20 protein-coding genes are annotated in these 16,204 nt (G+C 63.5%); 14 read left to right on the plus strand and 6 right to left on the minus strand.

All coding sequences use genetic code 11. The features are described 5' to 3' along the window. Nucleotides 1-43 precede the first annotated feature (43 nt). The 6 genes from ACXJKO_RS00405 (at nt 44) to ACXJKO_RS00430 (ending at nt 4,410) form a co-directional block, all read left to right on the plus strand. Nucleotides 44-1,087, plus strand: a complete 1,044-nt coding sequence (locus ACXJKO_RS00405; RefSeq protein ID WP_457089090.1) for an aldo/keto reductase — start codon at nt 44-46, stop codon at nt 1,085-1,087. Between the two features lie 307 nt (nt 1,088-1,394). Further along, nucleotides 1,395-1,931 (plus strand): RNA 2',3'-cyclic phosphodiesterase, encoded by a 537-nt coding sequence (gene thpR / locus ACXJKO_RS00410; protein ID WP_457089091.1) that lies wholly within the window; start codon nt 1,395-1,397, stop codon nt 1,929-1,931. Between the two features lie 10 nt (nt 1,932-1,941). Next, nucleotides 1,942-2,523: a histidine phosphatase family protein gene (locus ACXJKO_RS00415; protein WP_457089092.1), complete on the plus strand. Its 582-nt coding sequence runs from the start codon at nt 1,942-1,944 to the stop codon at nt 2,521-2,523. 117 nt (nt 2,524-2,640) lie between these two features. Then, nucleotides 2,641-3,636, plus strand: a complete 996-nt coding sequence (locus ACXJKO_RS00420) for a YeiH family protein (protein ID WP_457089189.1) — start codon at nt 2,641-2,643, stop codon at nt 3,634-3,636. Between the two features lie 62 nt (nt 3,637-3,698). After that, a complete protein-coding gene (locus tag ACXJKO_RS00425) occupies nt 3,699-4,013 on the plus strand; it encodes a 4a-hydroxytetrahydrobiopterin dehydratase (RefSeq protein ID WP_457089093.1) in 315 nt (104 codons plus the stop codon). Further along, a complete protein-coding gene (locus ACXJKO_RS00430; protein WP_457089094.1) occupies nt 4,006-4,410 on the plus strand; it encodes a GFA family protein in 405 nt (134 codons plus the stop codon). The genes ACXJKO_RS00425 and ACXJKO_RS00430 overlap by 8 nt, the downstream gene beginning before the upstream one ends. Nucleotides 4,411-4,412: 2 nt before the next feature. Here the strand turns inward: ACXJKO_RS00430 and ACXJKO_RS00435 are convergent, their stop codons facing one another. After that, on the minus strand, nt 4,413-5,198 hold the full coding sequence (locus ACXJKO_RS00435; RefSeq protein ID WP_457089095.1) for an SDR family NAD(P)-dependent oxidoreductase: 786 nt from the start codon (nt 5,196-5,198) through the stop codon (nt 4,413-4,415). Nucleotides 5,199-5,320: 122 nt separating this feature from the next. Here ACXJKO_RS00435 and ACXJKO_RS00440 point away from each other — a divergent pair, with 122 nt between their 5' ends. The 5 genes from ACXJKO_RS00440 to ACXJKO_RS00460 all read left to right on the plus strand — a co-directional run bounded on the left by ACXJKO_RS00440 (nt 5,321) and on the right by ACXJKO_RS00460 (nt 9,257). Further along, nucleotides 5,321-5,671, plus strand: a complete 351-nt coding sequence (locus ACXJKO_RS00440) for a YkvA family protein (protein ID WP_457089190.1) — start codon at nt 5,321-5,323, stop codon at nt 5,669-5,671. 363 nt (nt 5,672-6,034) lie between these two features. Continuing rightward, nucleotides 6,035-6,748: a hypothetical protein gene (locus ACXJKO_RS00445; protein ID WP_457089096.1), complete on the plus strand. Its 714-nt coding sequence runs from the start codon at nt 6,035-6,037 to the stop codon at nt 6,746-6,748. 145 nt (nt 6,749-6,893) lie between these two features. Then, on the plus strand, nt 6,894-8,219 hold the full coding sequence (rlmN, locus tag ACXJKO_RS00450) for a 23S rRNA (adenine(2503)-C(2))-methyltransferase RlmN (RefSeq protein WP_457089097.1): 1,326 nt from the start codon (nt 6,894-6,896) through the stop codon (nt 8,217-8,219). A gap of 85 nt (nt 8,220-8,304) precedes the next feature. Further along, a complete protein-coding gene (locus ACXJKO_RS00455; RefSeq protein WP_457089098.1) occupies nt 8,305-8,745 on the plus strand; it encodes a hypothetical protein in 441 nt (146 codons plus the stop codon). Continuing rightward, the gene (locus ACXJKO_RS00460) at nt 8,742-9,257 is read left to right on the plus strand and encodes a hypothetical protein (RefSeq protein WP_457089099.1); all 516 of its coding nucleotides are present in this window, start codon (nt 8,742-8,744) and stop codon (nt 9,255-9,257) included. The genes ACXJKO_RS00455 and ACXJKO_RS00460 overlap by 4 nt, the downstream gene beginning before the upstream one ends. 66 nt (nt 9,258-9,323) lie before the next feature. On the opposite strand, the gene ACXJKO_RS00465 is transcribed toward ACXJKO_RS00460, so the two are convergent. Further along, nucleotides 9,324-9,965, minus strand: a complete 642-nt coding sequence (locus ACXJKO_RS00465; RefSeq protein WP_457089100.1) for a LysE family translocator — start codon at nt 9,963-9,965, stop codon at nt 9,324-9,326. Between the two features lie 223 nt (nt 9,966-10,188). On the opposite strand from ACXJKO_RS00465, the gene ACXJKO_RS00470 reads away from it, so the two are divergent. The 3 genes from ACXJKO_RS00470 (at nt 10,189) to ACXJKO_RS00480 (ending at nt 12,227) form a co-directional block, all read left to right on the plus strand. Further along, entirely contained in the window at nt 10,189-10,794 is a 606-nt protein-coding gene (locus tag ACXJKO_RS00470) for a LemA family protein (protein ID WP_457089101.1), read from the plus strand. Between the two features lie 61 nt (nt 10,795-10,855). Continuing rightward, nucleotides 10,856-11,617 carry a TPM domain-containing protein gene (locus ACXJKO_RS00475; RefSeq protein WP_457089102.1) on the plus strand — a complete coding sequence of 254 codons (762 nt, stop codon included), beginning with the start codon at nt 10,856-10,858 and terminating at the stop codon, nt 11,615-11,617. 1 nt (nt 11,618) lies between these two features. Continuing rightward, a complete protein-coding gene (locus ACXJKO_RS00480; protein ID WP_457089103.1) occupies nt 11,619-12,227 on the plus strand; it encodes a TPM domain-containing protein in 609 nt (202 codons plus the stop codon). A 181-nt stretch (nt 12,228-12,408) separates the two neighbouring features. Here the strand turns inward: ACXJKO_RS00480 and ACXJKO_RS00485 are convergent, their stop codons facing one another. The 4 genes from ACXJKO_RS00485 to ACXJKO_RS00500 form a co-directional block, all read right to left on the minus strand. Beyond that, on the minus strand, nt 12,409-13,146 hold the full coding sequence (locus ACXJKO_RS00485; RefSeq protein ID WP_457089104.1) for a DUF1223 domain-containing protein: 738 nt from the start codon (nt 13,144-13,146) through the stop codon (nt 12,409-12,411). Nucleotides 13,147-13,175: 29 nt separating this feature from the next. Further along, nucleotides 13,176-14,150 (minus strand): lipid A biosynthesis lauroyl acyltransferase, encoded by a 975-nt coding sequence (locus ACXJKO_RS00490; RefSeq protein ID WP_457089105.1) that lies wholly within the window; start codon nt 14,148-14,150, stop codon nt 13,176-13,178. 99 nt (nt 14,151-14,249) lie between these two features. Further along, a complete protein-coding gene (locus ACXJKO_RS00495) occupies nt 14,250-15,272 on the minus strand; it encodes a zinc-binding dehydrogenase (RefSeq protein ID WP_457089106.1) in 1,023 nt (340 codons plus the stop codon). Nucleotides 15,273-15,454: 182 nt separating this feature from the next. Next, nucleotides 15,455-16,201, minus strand: coding sequence for an SDR family oxidoreductase (locus ACXJKO_RS00500; RefSeq protein ID WP_457089107.1), 747 nt, complete (start codon nt 16,199-16,201; stop codon nt 15,455-15,457). Nucleotides 16,202-16,204 lie beyond the last annotated feature (3 nt).

Raw genomic sequence — 16,204 nt, forward strand, 5'->3', positions numbered from 1 at the left:
CGTACTTAAGCGTGGCGTAGAGCCGCCGCGAGGAGCCTTGAACATGGAATACCGCCGCCTCGGCCATACCGACCTCAATGTCAGCCTCATCTGCCTCGGCACCATGACCTGGGGCCAGCAGAACACCGAAGCCGAGGGTCACGAGCAGATGGATTATGCCCTGAGCCAGGGCATCAACTTCTTCGACACCGCCGAGCTCTACTCGATTCCGCCCAAGGCCGAGACCCAAGGCTCGACCGAGCGGATCATCGGCTCCTGGTTCAAGTCGCGGGCCAACCGCGACAAGGTGATCCTCGCCTCCAAGGTGGTGGGCCGCTCCGACAACACCTGGTTCCGCGACAACGGCTCCAAGGCGGAGCTCTCTCGCGCCCAGATCGAGGAGGCGGTGAACAAGAGCCTCAAGCGGCTCCAGACCGATTACATCGATCTTTACCAGATCCACTGGCCCGACCGCCCGATGACCTGGGGTTCGAACACGACCGTCTACAGGCATCAGGAGGCTGATTCGCACCCCATCGCGGAGACGGTCGAGATCATGACCGACCTCGTGAAGGCCGGAAAGATCCGCCATTTTGGCCTCTCGAACGAGAGCGCCTGGGGCACCATGACCTTCCTCAAGCATGCGGAGGCCAAGGGCCTAGCGCGGGCGCAATCGGTGCAGAACGCCTATAACCTGCTCAACCGCACCAACGAGGTAGCGCTGGCCGAGGTGTTCATGCGCGAGCAGGTGAGCCTGCTCGCCTATTCGCCGCTGGCTCAAGGCTATCTCACCGGCAAGTACCTCGACGGCGCCCGCCCTGCGGGAACCCGCTCGACGCTCTTCGGCCGCGGCCAGCGCTACGAGAACGCCACCGCCGAAGCCGCGATCCGCAAATATGTGGCGCTCGCCAAGGAATTCGGTCTCGACCCGGCGCAGATGGCGCTCGCCTTCGTCAATTCCCGCGCCTTCGTGACGTCCAACATTATCGGCGCGACCTCGATGGCGCAGCTGAAGACCGACATCGCCTCCATCGACGTGACGATCACGCCGGAACTCGAAAAGCGCATCAACGAGATCCACATCGCGCACTGCAATCCGTGCCCGTAAACAAACACCAAGCGTCATCCCGGACGGCGCGAGCCGATCCGGGATCGCATGCAGAATTGAGCACTGTCATCCCCGCGAAGGCGGGAATCCATAACCACAACGCCGCAAGGAAAAGCGCTTCCACCCAAGGAGCCTCATTCCATATCCGCAATGCTTATGGATTCCCGCCTTCGCGGGAATGACAGGGGTGATTCCGGCGTCTTATTCTGACAACAATCCCGGGTTCTGCTTTGCAGCCCCGGGATGACAGATCGTCAGAAGCCGGCCGCGCATCGTCTGAATTCATAAAAGGCCAAGGAGAGACCGCATGCCCCGCCTCTTCACCGGCATCGAAATTCCCACCGAGATCGGCCTTGCCCTCTCCGCCTATCGCGGCGGTCTGCCCGGCGCGCGCTGGATCGATCCTGAAAACTATCACATCACCTTACGCTTCATCGGCGACATCGACGATCGCATGGCGGACGAAGTGTATTCCATTCTCGGCGACACGCGCCGCCGCAACCCGCTCACGGTCACCATCGACGGCCTCGACAGTTTCGGCGGGTCGAAGCCCCGCGCGGTTTTCGCCCGCACCTCCGGCAACGGCGAGATGAACGAGATGCAGGCCGGGCAGGAGCGACTCTTCCGCCAACTCGGGCTCGAGCCGGAAACGCGCAAGTTCACGCCCCATGTGACGCTCGCGCGCCTGCGCAACGCTTCCCCCATCGATGTCGCGGATTACATCGCGACGCGAGGCCATTTCCCAAAGTTGACATTCACGGCCAATCGCTTCGTTCTCTATTCCTCACGCTCGTCAACAGGCGGCGGGCCCTATGTAATTGAAGCGGCCTACCCCTTGGACTAACACTGTTTCCATGTCGTCTCTCATCTTCCTCACTCACCCTGAAGTCGTCATCGATCCGCTCGTGCCCATCACGCAATGGCCCTTGAATCCTGTCGGCCGCGCACGGATGGAACACTTCGCGGATGCGCTTGCCGGTCGCCCTCTCTCCGCCATTCATGCAAGTACGGAGCAGAAGGCCGTTGATGGCGCGGACATCCTTGCCAAGCGTTACGGCCTTCCGGTTCAAACCGATGAAGCCCTCGGAGAGAACAACCGCTCCTCCACCGGCTATATTGCGCCGCCGGAATTCTGGGATGTGGTGCGGGAATTCTTCGCGCATCCGCATGAAAGCATTCGCGGCTGGGAGCGCGCCATCGACGCGCAAACCCGCATCGTCGCCGCCATGCGGCGGATCGTGCAAAACGCGACCGGCGATGCCGTCATCGTATCCCATGGCGGCGTCGGATGCCTGCTGACGGCCCATCTGCAGAACGTGGAGATCGGCCGCGAAAGCCGCCCGACCCACCCCGGCGGAGGCTGCTTCATCGTGATCGACCGCGAGACGTTTTCCCTCAAGCAGGATTGGCGGGCGATCGAGGACGGGTTTGCGTAAGAGGACACCCAAGTTTCATCCCAGAGGGCGTAGCCGATCCGGGATGACACGGGATCCAACAGCGATTATCCCTTCCCCGACAGCACAGGGGCGAAACACGTGACGATCCGCAACCGCATGGCGCAGTTAGGCCCGGGCCTCGCAATCTGCGCCGCGATCTCGCTGGTTGCGCTGGCCCTTCAGGCGATGGAGGAGCACTGGACCGGGCGGCCATGGCTCGAGGCGCTCGTCATCGCCATTCTCATCGGCACGCTTGTCCGAACGCTCTGGACGCCCGGAAGCCGATGGATTCCCGGCATCGGCTTTTCGGCCAAGACCCTTCTCGAAATCGCCGTGGTGCTGCTTGGAGCATCGATCAGCTTTCAGGCGGTGATGGAAGCGGGCTTCGCGCTGCTCCTCGGGATCGCGGGCGTTGTCGCCGTCAGCATCGGGGCGAGCTATGGTCTGTGCCGCATGCTTGGCCTGCCTAGGCGCATGGCGGTGCTGGTGGCCTGCGGCAATTCCATTTGCGGCAACTCGGCGATTGCGGCCGTCGCGCCGGTGATCGGTGCCAAGCCTGAGGACGTGGCCTCTTCGATTGCGTTCACCGCCATTCTCGGCGTGATCGTGGTGCTGGGCCTGCCGCTCCTGATGCCGCTGCTCGGCTTGTCCCTCACGCAATACGGCGTGCTCGCCGGACTGACGGTCTATGCGGTGCCGCAGGTGCTCGCCGCCACCGTGCCCGTGAGCGTCGTCAGCACGCAGCTCGGCACCCTTGTGAAGCTGGTGCGGGTGCTAATGCTCGGGCCCGTGGTGATCGGCCTGTCGCTCGTAACCGGGCGGCAATCGGCGGCGGCCCGCCTGTCCCTGAGCAGGCTCGTGCCCTGGTTCATCATCGGCTTTCTCGGCCTCGCCCTGCTGCGGTCCCTGAACCTCATTCCCGATGCCGTGCTCAATCTCGTCATGCCCGTGGCGACGCTTTTGACCGTCATGGCGATGGCAGCGCTGGGATTGGGTGTGGACCTGAAGGTTCTGGGAAAGGTCGGCGGTCGCGTGACCCTTGCCGTGACCCTCTCGCTCGTCGTCCTCATCGCGATCAGCCTGGGCCTCATTCGCCTTCTCGGAATTGCTTGAGACCTTGAAACGGAGCCCGCGCGCTTCATGATGAAAGCAGCCCCCGGTTCCAGAGAGCCCACATGCCCCGATTGACCGAAACAGAACGCCAGCAGTTCCTCTCAGGCCTCGACGGCTGGAACCTCGTGGAGGGACGCGATGCGATTCACAAGCGCTTCGTTTTCGAGGATTTCAACGCCGCCTTCGGCTGGATGACCCGCGTGGCGCTGGTGGCCGAGCCGATGAACCACCACCCGGAATGGTTCAACGTCTACAACAAGGTGGACGTGACCCTCTCGACCCACGATGCGGACGGCCTCACCCGCCGCGATATCGAGCTGGCGCAGCGCATGAATCAGCTCGCGGCCGGGCTGACGAAAGGCCAGCACCATGGCTGATGATGTCCTGACCGGCGGCTGCGCCTGCGGACAATTGCGGTTCGAAGCCCACGGCGCGCCCAAGCGCGTCGGCCTGTGCCATTGCATGACCTGCCGAAAAATCAGCGGCAGCGTGTTCAACGCCTTCGTGGTCTATCCCTCGGACGAGGTCACGATCTCCGGCGAAAGCCATGGCTGGGAGCCCGCGCCCGGCAGCCAGGACCGCTTCTGCCCGCGATGCGGCTCGCAGGTCTTTTATACGGATGGCGGCGACGAGATCGAGATCAAGATGGGTGCGTTCGACGACACGAACCGCTTCACGCCCACCTATGAGGCCTGGACGATCCGGCGCGAGAGCTGGCTCTGCACGCCGGACCTGATCAGCTATCCGGAAAACCGGGGCGAAGTGACGTCGTAATTTTACTTCGGCTGCATGCGCAGGGCGCCGTCGATGCGGATGCCTTCGCCGTTGAGCATGTCGCTCTCGATGATGACTTTCACCAGCGCGGCATACTCCTCAGGCCGGCCGAGGCGCGACGGGAAGGGGATGTTGGCTTCCAGCGCCTTGCGGTATTCCTCCGCGATGCCTTCGAGAAGCGGCGTCTGGAAGAGGCCMGGCATGATCGACATCACGCGGATGCCGAAACCGGAAAGATCGCGCGCCACCGGCAGGGTGAGCGAAAGAACGCCGCCTTTCGAGGAGGCATAGGCAGCCTGACCGATCTGCCCGTCCTGTGCCGCGATCGACGAGGTGTTGACGATCACACCGCGCTCGCCATCCGGCGTCACCGGATCGAGGGTCGCCATCGCGACGGAGCATTTGGTGATCATGGCATAGGTGCCGATGAGGTTGATCTCGATGGCGCGGCGGAAGCTCGCGATATCGTGCCCGATCAGCTCGCCGGTTTCGCGCTTCTTCGTTACCGTGCGGCGGCCCGGCGCAATGCCGGCGCAATTGACGAGAATGCGCTCGATGCCGTTCGCGGCGCGGGCCTGCGCCAAACCTGCATCGATGGAGGCCTCATCCGTCACGTCGGTTTTGCAGAAGACGGCGCCGATGTCGCGTGCAACCGCCTCGCCGCGTTCCGCGTTCATATCCAGAATCGCGACCTTCACGCCGTGCGAGGCCAGCATCCGCGCGGTTGCTTCGCCGAGCCCTGACGCACCTCCTGTGACAATGGCCGCCATCATTTTGTCGAGCTTCATCGGTTTCCTCTCCTGTTCCGAATGCATATCTATGCGTTAGCGGACGTGACCGATAGCTAGACTGACGAAGGAGTAGAAACAGCATGAGCGACCCTTTCATCAAGCCTTTCACCAAGGCCGAGATGGATGCCATGCGCGCGGGAACCCGCGACGAGGAGGGCCTGAAGCGGCGGTTCTGGGAGAAGCTGCGCCGCGTGGCGGGCAAGATCCCCTTCGCCGAAGATCTGGTGGCCGCCTTCTACTGCGCCACGGATCCGCAGACGCCCAAACGCGTCAAACTGATTCTCATCGGGGCGATCGCCTATTTCATCTTCCCCACCGATGCGGTTGCGGACTTTCTGCCGCTTGTCGGCTTCGCAGATGACGCCGCCGTGCTGGCTGCGGCAATTACGCAGGTCGCTAGTTCCATTACGGAAGAACACAGGGCTAAGGCACGGAAATCCCTAGGGGAAGTTGCGATAGAGCAGCAATAATACCGGCTATCTTAGGATTTTAGTCAGAACAAAGAATTTAGACTCATTGCAACATTATAATTTTGCCTTTAGACAGATCTTGTTCGACCAAAAATGATTTCAACTCCTCCCTGATTTCAAAAACGAACAAGTTTTCCTCTCAACTCGGCGGGCCGCTTCATGCGGCCCTTTTATTTTGCTCAAGCTCTACTGTGAAGCTTGGCTCATGACTCTACGGCAAGTTGAGGTGATGATCTTCAGCGCGCAAACAGGAAACGTTTTTCCCATTCTCCTTGCCACGTTTCGACGCATCGCCAAGGGATCGAGACAGGCTTAACGGGGATGGTGAAGAGTTCTTAACCATCCGCTCCTATGATCCGCCCCATGATTACTGCATCTCTCCAACGCGGCGTTGCCGCGGGCATCCTTTCCGCCCTTGTTGCCATTGGAACCGGGCCTGCAGCTCTGGCTCAGGCCCAGCGCCCGGCCCCCAAGCCGACACGGGCCGCGCCGGCCAAGCCGGCTGCGCCGACGAAACCCATTCCGGCCAAGCCTTCGACCGCCAAGCCTTCAGCCGCCAAGCCTGCCGCAGCGGCTACCGGTGGAGCAGCGGCAGCCGCTGCGGCACGGCCTGCTCAGGCCGCCACGGGTCCGGGCGGCGCGTCGCTTGTCACGTCCTATGGCGATTGGGGCGTGTATACGGCCCAGACCGGCCGCTCCAAGATCTGCTATGCCCTGAGCCAGCCTCAGGACCGCCTGCCGAAGAACCTGAATCGGGACCCGGCCTATCTCTTCGTGTCCTTCCGCCCGGCAGAGAATGTGAAGAACGAGGTCGCCCTCGTGCTCGGCTTCACGGCCAAGGAGAACGCCCCCGCCGAGGCCGCCGTCGGCAACACCTCCTACGCGCTCATCACCAAGGCCGCGAGCGCTTGGCTGAAGAACCCCGCCGAGGAAGGCCAGGCCATTTCCACCATGACCCGAAGCGGCACCATGGTCATCAAGAGCCAGTCGCTTCGCGGCAGCAGCCTGACGGACCGCTATTCCCTGAACGGCTTCGGCAAGGCGCTGGACCACGCCCGCCGGGAATGCGCTTCCTGAAAACAGGCTCAAGCCCTTGAAAATCGGGCATCTCGTCAGCAAATCCGGGCCACACGCCCGGATTTTTGCGTTTTCGAGGCTCACGTTTCCGACGCAATCGTGTTATAGGGCTCCCCACTTCCGAACAACGAAGGCTTGAGAACTCATGGCGACGGTGCTCGACATCGCCAAGCGTAACCCCAATGCGGCTCCGGTAGCCGTGAGCGATGCCGCGCGCGTGGCGGGGGCCGACGCTTTGTCCATCGAAAAGACGGCGGAGCTGAAGGTGGCGGCGGGAGCCGCTCCCGGCGGCGCCTCGCTCATCGGCCTCACCCGCGACCAGCTGAAGGATTCGCTGGCGGCCATCGGCGTGCCCGAGCGCGAGCAGAAGATGCGCGTGGCCCAGCTCTGGCACTGGATCTATTTCCGCGGCGCCAAAGATTTCTCCGAGATGACCAATGTGGGCAAGGAGCTGCGCGCCAAATTGGCTGCCGCCTATACGCTCGCCCGCCCGCAGGTGGTCTCCGAGCAGGTGTCCAAGGACGGCACCCGCAAATGGCTGATCCGCATGGCCTCCACCGGCCCGCTCGACAAGGGCGCGGAGATCGAGTGCGTGTACATCCCCGAGACGGATCGCGGCACGCTGTGCGTGTCGAGCCAGGTCGGCTGCACGCTCACCTGCTCCTTCTGCCACACAGGCACCCAGCGCCTCGTGCGCAACCTGACCTCGGCCGAGATCGTGGCGCAGCTCATCGTGGCGCGCGACTGCATCGGCGACTGGCCCGACGCCACGCCGCCGGAAGGCGCGTTCGTTCCCAACGACGGCGGACGCTTCGTGTCCAACATCGTGTTCATGGGCATGGGCGAGCCGCTCTACAATCCGGATGACGTGATCGCCGCCATCGACGTTATGTCGGACGGAGAGGGACTGAGTCTCTCGCGCCGCCGCATCACCGTCTCCACCTCCGGCGTCGTGCCGCAGATGGAGCGTCTTGGCGCACAAGCCAACACCATGCTGGCGATCTCGCTCCACGCCGTGCGCGACGATCTTCGCGACGTGCTGGTGCCGATCAACCGCAAATACGATATCAAGCAGCTGCTCGATGCCTGCCGTGGCTATCCCGGCCTGTCGAACGCACGCCGCATCACCTTCGAATACGTGATGCTGAAAGGCGTGAACGATTCCGACGCCGACGCGCGCGAGCTCGTGCGCCTGCTCAAGGGCATTCCGGCGAAGATCAACCTGATCCCGTTCAATCCCTGGCCCGGCTCGAAATACGAGTGCTCGGACTGGGAGCGGATCGAGCGCTTCTCCGAGATCGTCTACCGCGCAGGCTACGCCTCGCCGGTGCGCACCCCGCGCGGCCGCGACATCCTCGCCGCCTGCGGCCAGCTCAAGAGCGAGACGGAAAAGCTGCGCGCCCGCGCCCGCATGATGGCCGAACAGGGCATCGGGGCTGAAGGCGTTTATGCGCTGGGGGATGGGGAGTGAGGCCTGAAGGCCTCCAATTCGCCATCAAATTTTTGCTGTGATATTGTTTCTTCAGGCCTTGAGCGATTGGGCCTGGAGACTCACTATGAACCGCCATGTTCTCGGCGTCATCACTGCTTCCGCCGCAGCGCCCTACATCGTTGGTACGTTTCTTTTTCTCTACGCGGCGCTGAGCTCTCTGAGCAGCTCAGATGCCATGTCTTTGGGCGAGGCACTGAAGTCTTCGCCAACCGTTCTGGTTTTCGGCACCTTCGGCTTGATCATGTATGGGTTACCCGTTCTTGCCGGGGCAACCATCGCCGCTCTCATCATTCACGTGCTTAAAGTCAGGTCGCGCTCATGGGCTGTCGGCGTGGGAGCAATGACCGGCCTTTGCTGCGGGCTTTACATCACCTTCCCTCGTTTTGAGAGCGACTGGGTCATACTTCCCAGCTTCCTTCCCGCAGGCGCCGTCTGCGGCTGGATCTACTGGCGCATCGCCATCCGGCAGACACCTGACCCCGTCCGCCCTATAACCACCCCATGATCCGCTGGCTTCTTCTCATCCCCTTCGCGCTGCTCATCGCCATCGGCGCGAGCGGGTTTTTCTTTCTCATCGCTTCCACGGTCGATCCGCTCATGGCGACGCTGACGGGGGAGACGCTGTTCGTGGGGTTCTGGAACCTGATCGACGCGGTGTTCTCGAGCGATGATCCCGGCCCCCTCATCGCCGATGCCATGCTGACCGTGGGGCGGATCGTGTTCACGCTGCTCGTGCTGCCGCCGCTGATGATTGCCGTCGTCAGCGAGGTTCTGAAGATGCGGAGCTTCCTCTGGCACGTGCTCGCTACCGGCGTGCTGACGGCGGCGGTGCCGTGGATTTTGCGCGGAGCGGCGCGCGTGGCCAATCCGGCTGAGTTGCATGTGAGCGCAGTCCTCGGCCTCACGGGGGCCGTGGCGGGCTTCGTCTATTGGGCGATTGCAGGCCGCGATGCGGGCGGGCGCGATGCGCCGCCTCTTCCGCCTACCGCATCGTCCGGACCTTCGGTTCCGAACTAGATGATGTGTTCATGAAAAGCAGCATCGAACAGATCCCAAAAGTGCAATCCACTTTCGGGTCAGATGCTAGCGCGCCGACGCCGTCAGGATCTTGACCGCGAAGGCGGAGAACAGGCCGGCGAAGGAATAATCGATCCCGCGCATCAGCCTGGGATGACCGCGCAGGACCGCGAGAACCTTATCGGCGCCGAGAATCATGAGCGCACCCATGGGAGCGGTGAGCGCGATGAAGTAGAGGCCGAGGAACAGCAGCTTGTCGGAGGCGTGTGGATCGCTCGCGTCGACGAATTGCGGCAGGAAGGTCACGAAGAACAGCACGATCTTCGGGTTGGTGAGGTTGATGCCCACCCCCATGAGGAACGTCTTCCAGAACGACACCTCGGCCTTGCCCTCGTTCTTCACGTGCAGAGCCGAGCCGTTGCGGACGGCATCGAATGCCATCCAGAGAAGATAGAGCGCGCCGACGACTTTGAGCACCGTGAAGGCCGTCACCGACGCCGCCAGAAGGGCCGAGACACCGAGCGCCGCGAGCAGCGTGTGCACGCTGCATCCGGTCATCGCGCCCAGCATGGCGGCCATGCCAGCCTTACGCCCTCCCGCCATGGTCTTTGCCAGAAACAGGCTCATGTCCGGCCCCGGCGTGATGAACAGCACGGTGCAGGCGAGCGAATAGGTCAGCAGGGTGCTCAGATCCGGCAGAAAGGTCATGGGGCGCATCCCGTTGGGCGAAACGGCGGGATCATGCCTCAAGCTCCCGCAGGCATAAAGCTAAAAACGCCCTGTCTTCCAGGGGATATTGACGCAACGGCAGCTGGAGAATGGCACAGGAGAAGTGCCGGGCCGGACGCTCTGCGCCTTGTTGAAGCCGCAGCCTTGCCCCATCTGTTGTTCCCGGCAAAGGTTCAATGATCGATTCGCGAGAAGGACAGACATGAAGGCCCTCCATCTGCCGACCCGGATTCGCGCCGCCCTCACCGGCCTTGTCCTGGCTGTCACCCTCTCCGCCTGCGRCATCAATAACGTGCCGACCCTCGAGGAACAGGCCAAGTCCGCCTGGAGCGAGGTGCAGAACCAGTATCAGCGCCGCGCCGACCTCATCCCCAACCTCGTAGAAACCGTAAAGGGCTTCGCCCAGCAGGAGCGCGAGGTGCTGACCCAGGTGACGGAGGCCCGCGCCAAGGCCACCCAGGTGCAGGTGGATGCCTCCACCGTCACGAATCCTGAGCAGTTCCGCCAGTTCCAGGAGGCGCAGAACCAGCTTTCCGGCGCACTCGGCCGCCTGCTCGCCACCGTCGAGCGTTATCCGGAGCTGAAATCCAACGCCAACTTCCTGGCGCTGCAATCTCAGCTCGAAGGCACGGAAAACCGCATCGCCGTCGCCCGGCGCGACTACATCGAATCCGTGCGGGCTTTCAACACGGAGCTGCGCACGATCCCGGGCCGCTGGATCGCGGCCATCGTCTATCCGGACGCCAAGCCCATGGAGACCTTCACGGCCATCGCCGGTTCCGACCGGCCACCCGAGGTGAAGTTCTAAGCGCATGACAGGGGTAGCGCGTATTCCCTCCCCACGTGGAGGGCGGAGTCAGCTGCCCCTTATGGCGGCATTTCTCCTCGCGCTTCTCGTGCTCGTTGCCCCCCTTGCCGCGCTTGCCCAGACCTTCCCCGCCCTCACCGGCCGCGTAGTCGATGCCGCCAATATCCTCAAATCCGAGGAACGCGCCGCGCTCGAGGCGAAGCTCAAGGCTTATGAGGATAAGACCAGCGATCAGGTGGTCGTCGCCACGGTGACTTCGCTCGACGGCACCAGCGTGGAGGATTACGCCAACCGCCTCTTCCGGCACTGGCAGCTGGGGCAGAAGAAGAACAATAACGGCGCGCTGCTTCTGGTGGCTCCCAATGAGCGCAAGCTGCGCATCGAGGTGGGCTACGGCCTCGAGGGCGCGCTCACCGATGCGCTATCGAAGGTGATCATCACCACGGCGATTGCGCCGCAATTCCAGAAGGGCAATTTCGCGGGCGGCATCGATGCGGGCGTGGACGCCATGCTGTCGATCCTCACCGGCGACGCGGAGGAATGGCAGCGACGCGCCGAGGTGCGCGAGGACAACAGCACCAGCTTCGATCCTGCGATCGCCTTCATCATCCTCATGATCCTCTTCTTCCTGATCTCGCGGATGATGCGCGGCGCGCAATCGAGCCGGGGCATCAGGCGAAGGCGCGGCAGCCCGTGGATCGTCACCACCGGCAGCGGCGGTGGATGGTCGGGCGGTGGTGGAGGATGGTCCGGAGGGAGCGGTGGAGGCTTCTCGGGCGGGGGCGGTTCATCGGGAGGCGGCGGTGCCTCGGGGAGCTGGTAGCATGTTGTCGACGGACGATCAGACGCGTCTGGCAAACACCATCCGCGATGTGGAGGACGACACCTCCGGCGAGATCGTCGTGGTGGTCGCCGAGCAGGCGGATGCCTACCGCGCCATCCCTCTCCTGTGGGCGTTCCTGGTGGCGCTCGCCCTGCCCTGGCCGCTGATCGAGTTCACCGAGCTCGGCACGAGCCGGATCTTCATGCTGCAGCTCGGCGTGGCGCTGGCTTTAAGCCTCGTTCTCTCCCTGCCGCAGCTGCGCTTTCTGCTGGTTCCGCGCTCCATCAAGCGGGCGCAGGCCCATGAGGCCGCCGCCCGCGAGTTCATCCGCCGGGGCCTCACCCGCACGCGGGACAAGACCGGGGTTCTGATCTATGTGGCGCTCGCCGAGCACCACGCCGAAATCCTGGCCGATACCGGCATCGCGGACCGGGTCGGACCCGATGTGTGGGGCGATATTGTCCTGGAGCTGACAGGCGCGATCAAAGCCGGATCCATGGCCGATGGGCTGGTGGGAGCGATCAGACGGGCCGGCGCGATTCTGGCCGAGCATGCCCCACCGCGCTTCGAGGATGAGGACGAGCTGCCGAACAAGGTCATCTTGCTCTAGGGGCGGGCAACAGGGCGAGCGATCGACCAGTCTACTCTCACGTCATCACCGGCCTTGCGCCGGTGATCCCGATCATTTGAAACGCCGCGCTCTTCGCATCGGGATGGCCGGGACAAGCCCGGCCATGACGTGGTGGGGGTTATGAGCGCAACGCGAGCACTGTTTTATAAAAAGCAGCCGCTCAGAGACCCGGGCTCTTCGCTGCCCCGAGGATCGTGCCGGGGCGGTCGGCCTCCGAGGTCTGGAGCAGCACCACGTAGCCGTCCCCGCCGCTGCGGGCGGTATCGAGGGAGACCTGGAAGCTGCCCTGCCCGCCGGTCCATTCGCCGACTTTCGTCAGGCCGCGCACCACGTTGATGTAGGTGATGGTCTTGCCCTGGTTCTCGCCGTGCCCGATCGGCACGGTTTGCTCCCGCAGGATGGGCAGAACCCAGATTTCGGCCACGCGCTGAACGGTGCGGTCGGTTTCCGCTACCGACACGGTGAGCGTACCGCCCTCTTCCTTCAGGTCCACATCGACCGGCAGAGGCGTATGGCCGTTGGAGGCATAACGGATGGCCTTGTCCACCTGCACCCGATCGGAGCCGACACAGGATTTCTTGCCGTTCACGATCATCTGCGGCGTAAAAACCTGCCGGTCGCTGCGGGCATGGGCATAGGCCTTCTGGCGCAGCGTGAAGGCCTTCTGGGCCAGCGTGTCCTTCCAGCCGAGATAATCCCAGTAGCTCACCGGAAAGGAGAGCGCCACGATCTCCGGCCTGCGGGCGAGATCGGCGAGGATCGCGTCGGCCGGCGGGCAGGAGGAGCAGCCCTGGCTGGTGAACAGTTCAAGCACCGCACGCGGCGGTTCCGCAAACGCAGGCTGGAGGAGGGCAGCCAATCCGAGAGCCGCCAGAGACCATTTCAATCGGGACGCCATGATGCCCGCCATGAAACACCAAGCCCGCCTCAATGGGAACTCACTTTAGCTTGAGCGCCGACGGGTTCTGAAATCTGTGCCGCAGCGGCCGGCACACGCCAGCGGCGATGCATCCACAGCCATTGCTCAGGGTATTCGCGCACCCATTCCTCCACCACCGATGTCATAGCCTGCATGGCACCCTGCACGTTGATCTGCCCATCGGGATCGCGCGGCAGATCAAGCGCAGGGGTCAACTGCAAACGGAAGCGGTGGTTCGGCAGGCGGATCACCCGCACGCCGTGGACAGGGCAATCGAAGCGGCGGACGAACTTGCCAAGGATCGGGTTCACGAGCGCCTTGCGGCCCATGAAATCCACCAGCACGCCGCGCGTGAAGTGCTGGTCGATGAGCATGCCCAGATGCCCGCCCCTCTCCAAAGCCGCCTGCATGGAGAAGGCCGCGCCCTGACGCGCCGCCTCCAAGTTGCCCATGGTCTCGCTACGAATCTCGTGCAGCACGCGGGCGATGGCCGGGTCGTTCGGCGCGCGGAACACCGCCGTGGTGTCGAGTCCGAAGCGGGCGGCGCAGATCGCCGGCAGCTCCCAATTGGCGAGATGCGCGGAGAAGACGATGCCGGGCTTGCCGTCATCGCGCAGGGCCAGAAAGTGGTCGATGCCGTCGACCTCCGTGCGGCCGGGAACGGCGCTGTCGGGATCGAAATCGAACAGGCGGCCGAGATGGGGATATTCCCCGCCGGTGCGGCCGAGATTGTCCCAGGCTCCGCGCGCGATGGCCTTCACCTCGGCCTCCGATTTCTCAGGATAGGCCGCGCGGATATTGGCGAGCGCGGTGCGGTGCGCTTTCAACAACGGCCCGATCCAGCGGGCGAGCGCAGCACCCAAAGCGCCCGAGCGCTCGGGGCCGATGGCGCGCGAGAAGGCGAATACGCCGCGCACGACGCCGACCATCACGGTCTCCGAGAGACGCGAGAGGAAGCTGCGGGTGCGTTGATGTGGCTGCACGTTCGGTATCCGGTCCTAAAAGGAAAAAGGCTCCGCGTGTTTTCCGCGAGGAGCCCGTTTCGTCAAGATCTGTGGTTGAAGAGCTGCTTATACCAGAGGTCAGAACGTCACGATCACCTTGCCGAAGACCTTGCGGCCTTCCAGGCGCTCCAAGCCTCTCTGGTAATCGTCGAGCGGGTAGACCGAGTCGATGACCGGGCTCATGCCGCCCGCCATCTTCTCCAGCGACTGGCTGATATTCTCGATGCGGCAGCCGAAGGAGCCGAAGATCCGGTATTGCTGCTGGAAGAGCTGCATCAGGTTCATGGTGGTGGACACGCCCGAGGTCGAGCCGCAGGTGACAAGCCGTCCGCCGCGCTTGAGGCAGAGCAAGCTTCCGTTCCAGGTCTCCGCGCCCACATGCTCGAACACCACGTCCACGCCTTTTCGCTTGGTGAGCAGGCGAACCTCGCCCTCGAAGCGCTCCTTGCGGTAGTTCACGACGAAATCGGCACCCAGCGCCTTCGCCTTCTCGCCCTTCTCGTCGTCGCCCACCGTCGTATAGACCGTGCAGCCGATGGCTTTGGCCATCTTGATCGCCGCCGTGCCGATGCCGGAGCCGCCCGCATGGACAAGAATCGACTCGCCGGGCTCCAGCTTGGCGTTGTCGAACAGCATGTGCTGCACCGTGCCGAATCCGATGGGCGCGCAAGCCGCCTGCTCGAAGGACACGCCCTTCGGCACCGGAATCACGAGCCGCTCGGGCCGGTTGATCAGCTCGCGGGCAAACCCATCGATATGGAAGCCCATGATGCCCTTGACGTTCTCGCAGAGATTATCCCAGCCCTTGCGGCAGGCGCTGCAATGCCCGCAGGTCTCGGCGCCGTACATGGTGACCGGGTCGCCCACCTTGAACCGGCTGACGCCCTCACCAACTGCCGCGATCTCGCCCGCCGCCTCAACACCGACAGCCTGAGGCATCTTGCGCTTGGCGAAAGCCATGCCGCGAAAACCCCAAACATCGAGGTAGTTCAGCCCCAGTGCCTTGACGCGAACCTGCACCTCGCCCGCAGCCGGGGGCGGGGAAGCATCCATCTCGGTGATGCGAATGTCACGGTCGCCGAAAAGCTGGAGGGAGCGCATGGACAACAATCCTGATGGCGTCACAGCCACAGCTTAAAGCGCGGCAGTAACGGAGAAATCTGTTTCCGGCGGCTTAAAGGGCGAGCGGGGGAATGGCAAGGTCAACCATGGCAATGGGTCATCCCCACGCAGGCTGGAATAACAGAGGTTCAGGTGCTTCGTCCGGGATGACGCTTAAGGTTTTACCGATGCACGCCCAGCATCGAGGTCAGGCCGCCGTCGATGGGAAGCACCGTGCCGGTGATGTAGGCGGCGGGCTCGCTCATGAGAAACGCGGCGAGGCCTGCGATCTCTTCGGGCTTGGCGAAGCGTCCGGAGGGGATCTGCTTTTCCATGTTTTCGCGGTAGGCCGCGTAGGGCGCCATCATGTCGGTGTCGATGAAGCCCGGCGCGATCACGTTGACGGTCACATTGCGTTTGGCTGTCTCGACGGAGAGCGTGCGGCAATAGGAGATCAGCGCGCCCTTGGAGGCCGCATAGGCGGCATTCCCCGGATTGCCCTGGAGCGCCGCCACCGAGCCGATGGCGACAATGCGGCCAGCTTTCGCGCGGATCATGCCGCGCATCACCGACTTGGCGATGCGGGTCATCGACCAGAAGTTCACCTGCATGGCGGCTTCGGCCTTGTCCTGCTGCATCATCGCGGCAAGTGCATCGTAGGGCTGGCCCGCATTGTGGATGAGCCCGAAGAAGCTCTCGCCCTCCAGCATCTCGCAGAAGGATTCCAGCGCGGCCTTGTCGGCGAGATCGACCTCGTGCGCCTTGACGGTGCGGCCAGGATTTCCCGCCATCAGTTCAGTGGCGAGGGTCTTCGCGGCGTCACCCGACGAACGATAGGTGAAGTCCACATCGTGACCGGCGGCCACGAGCGCCCGCACGATGGCTGCGCCGACGCCTTTGCCGCCACCTGTGACGAGAATGCGGGTCATGTC

This window comes from Microvirga sp. P5_D2 (assembly GCF_054049475.1).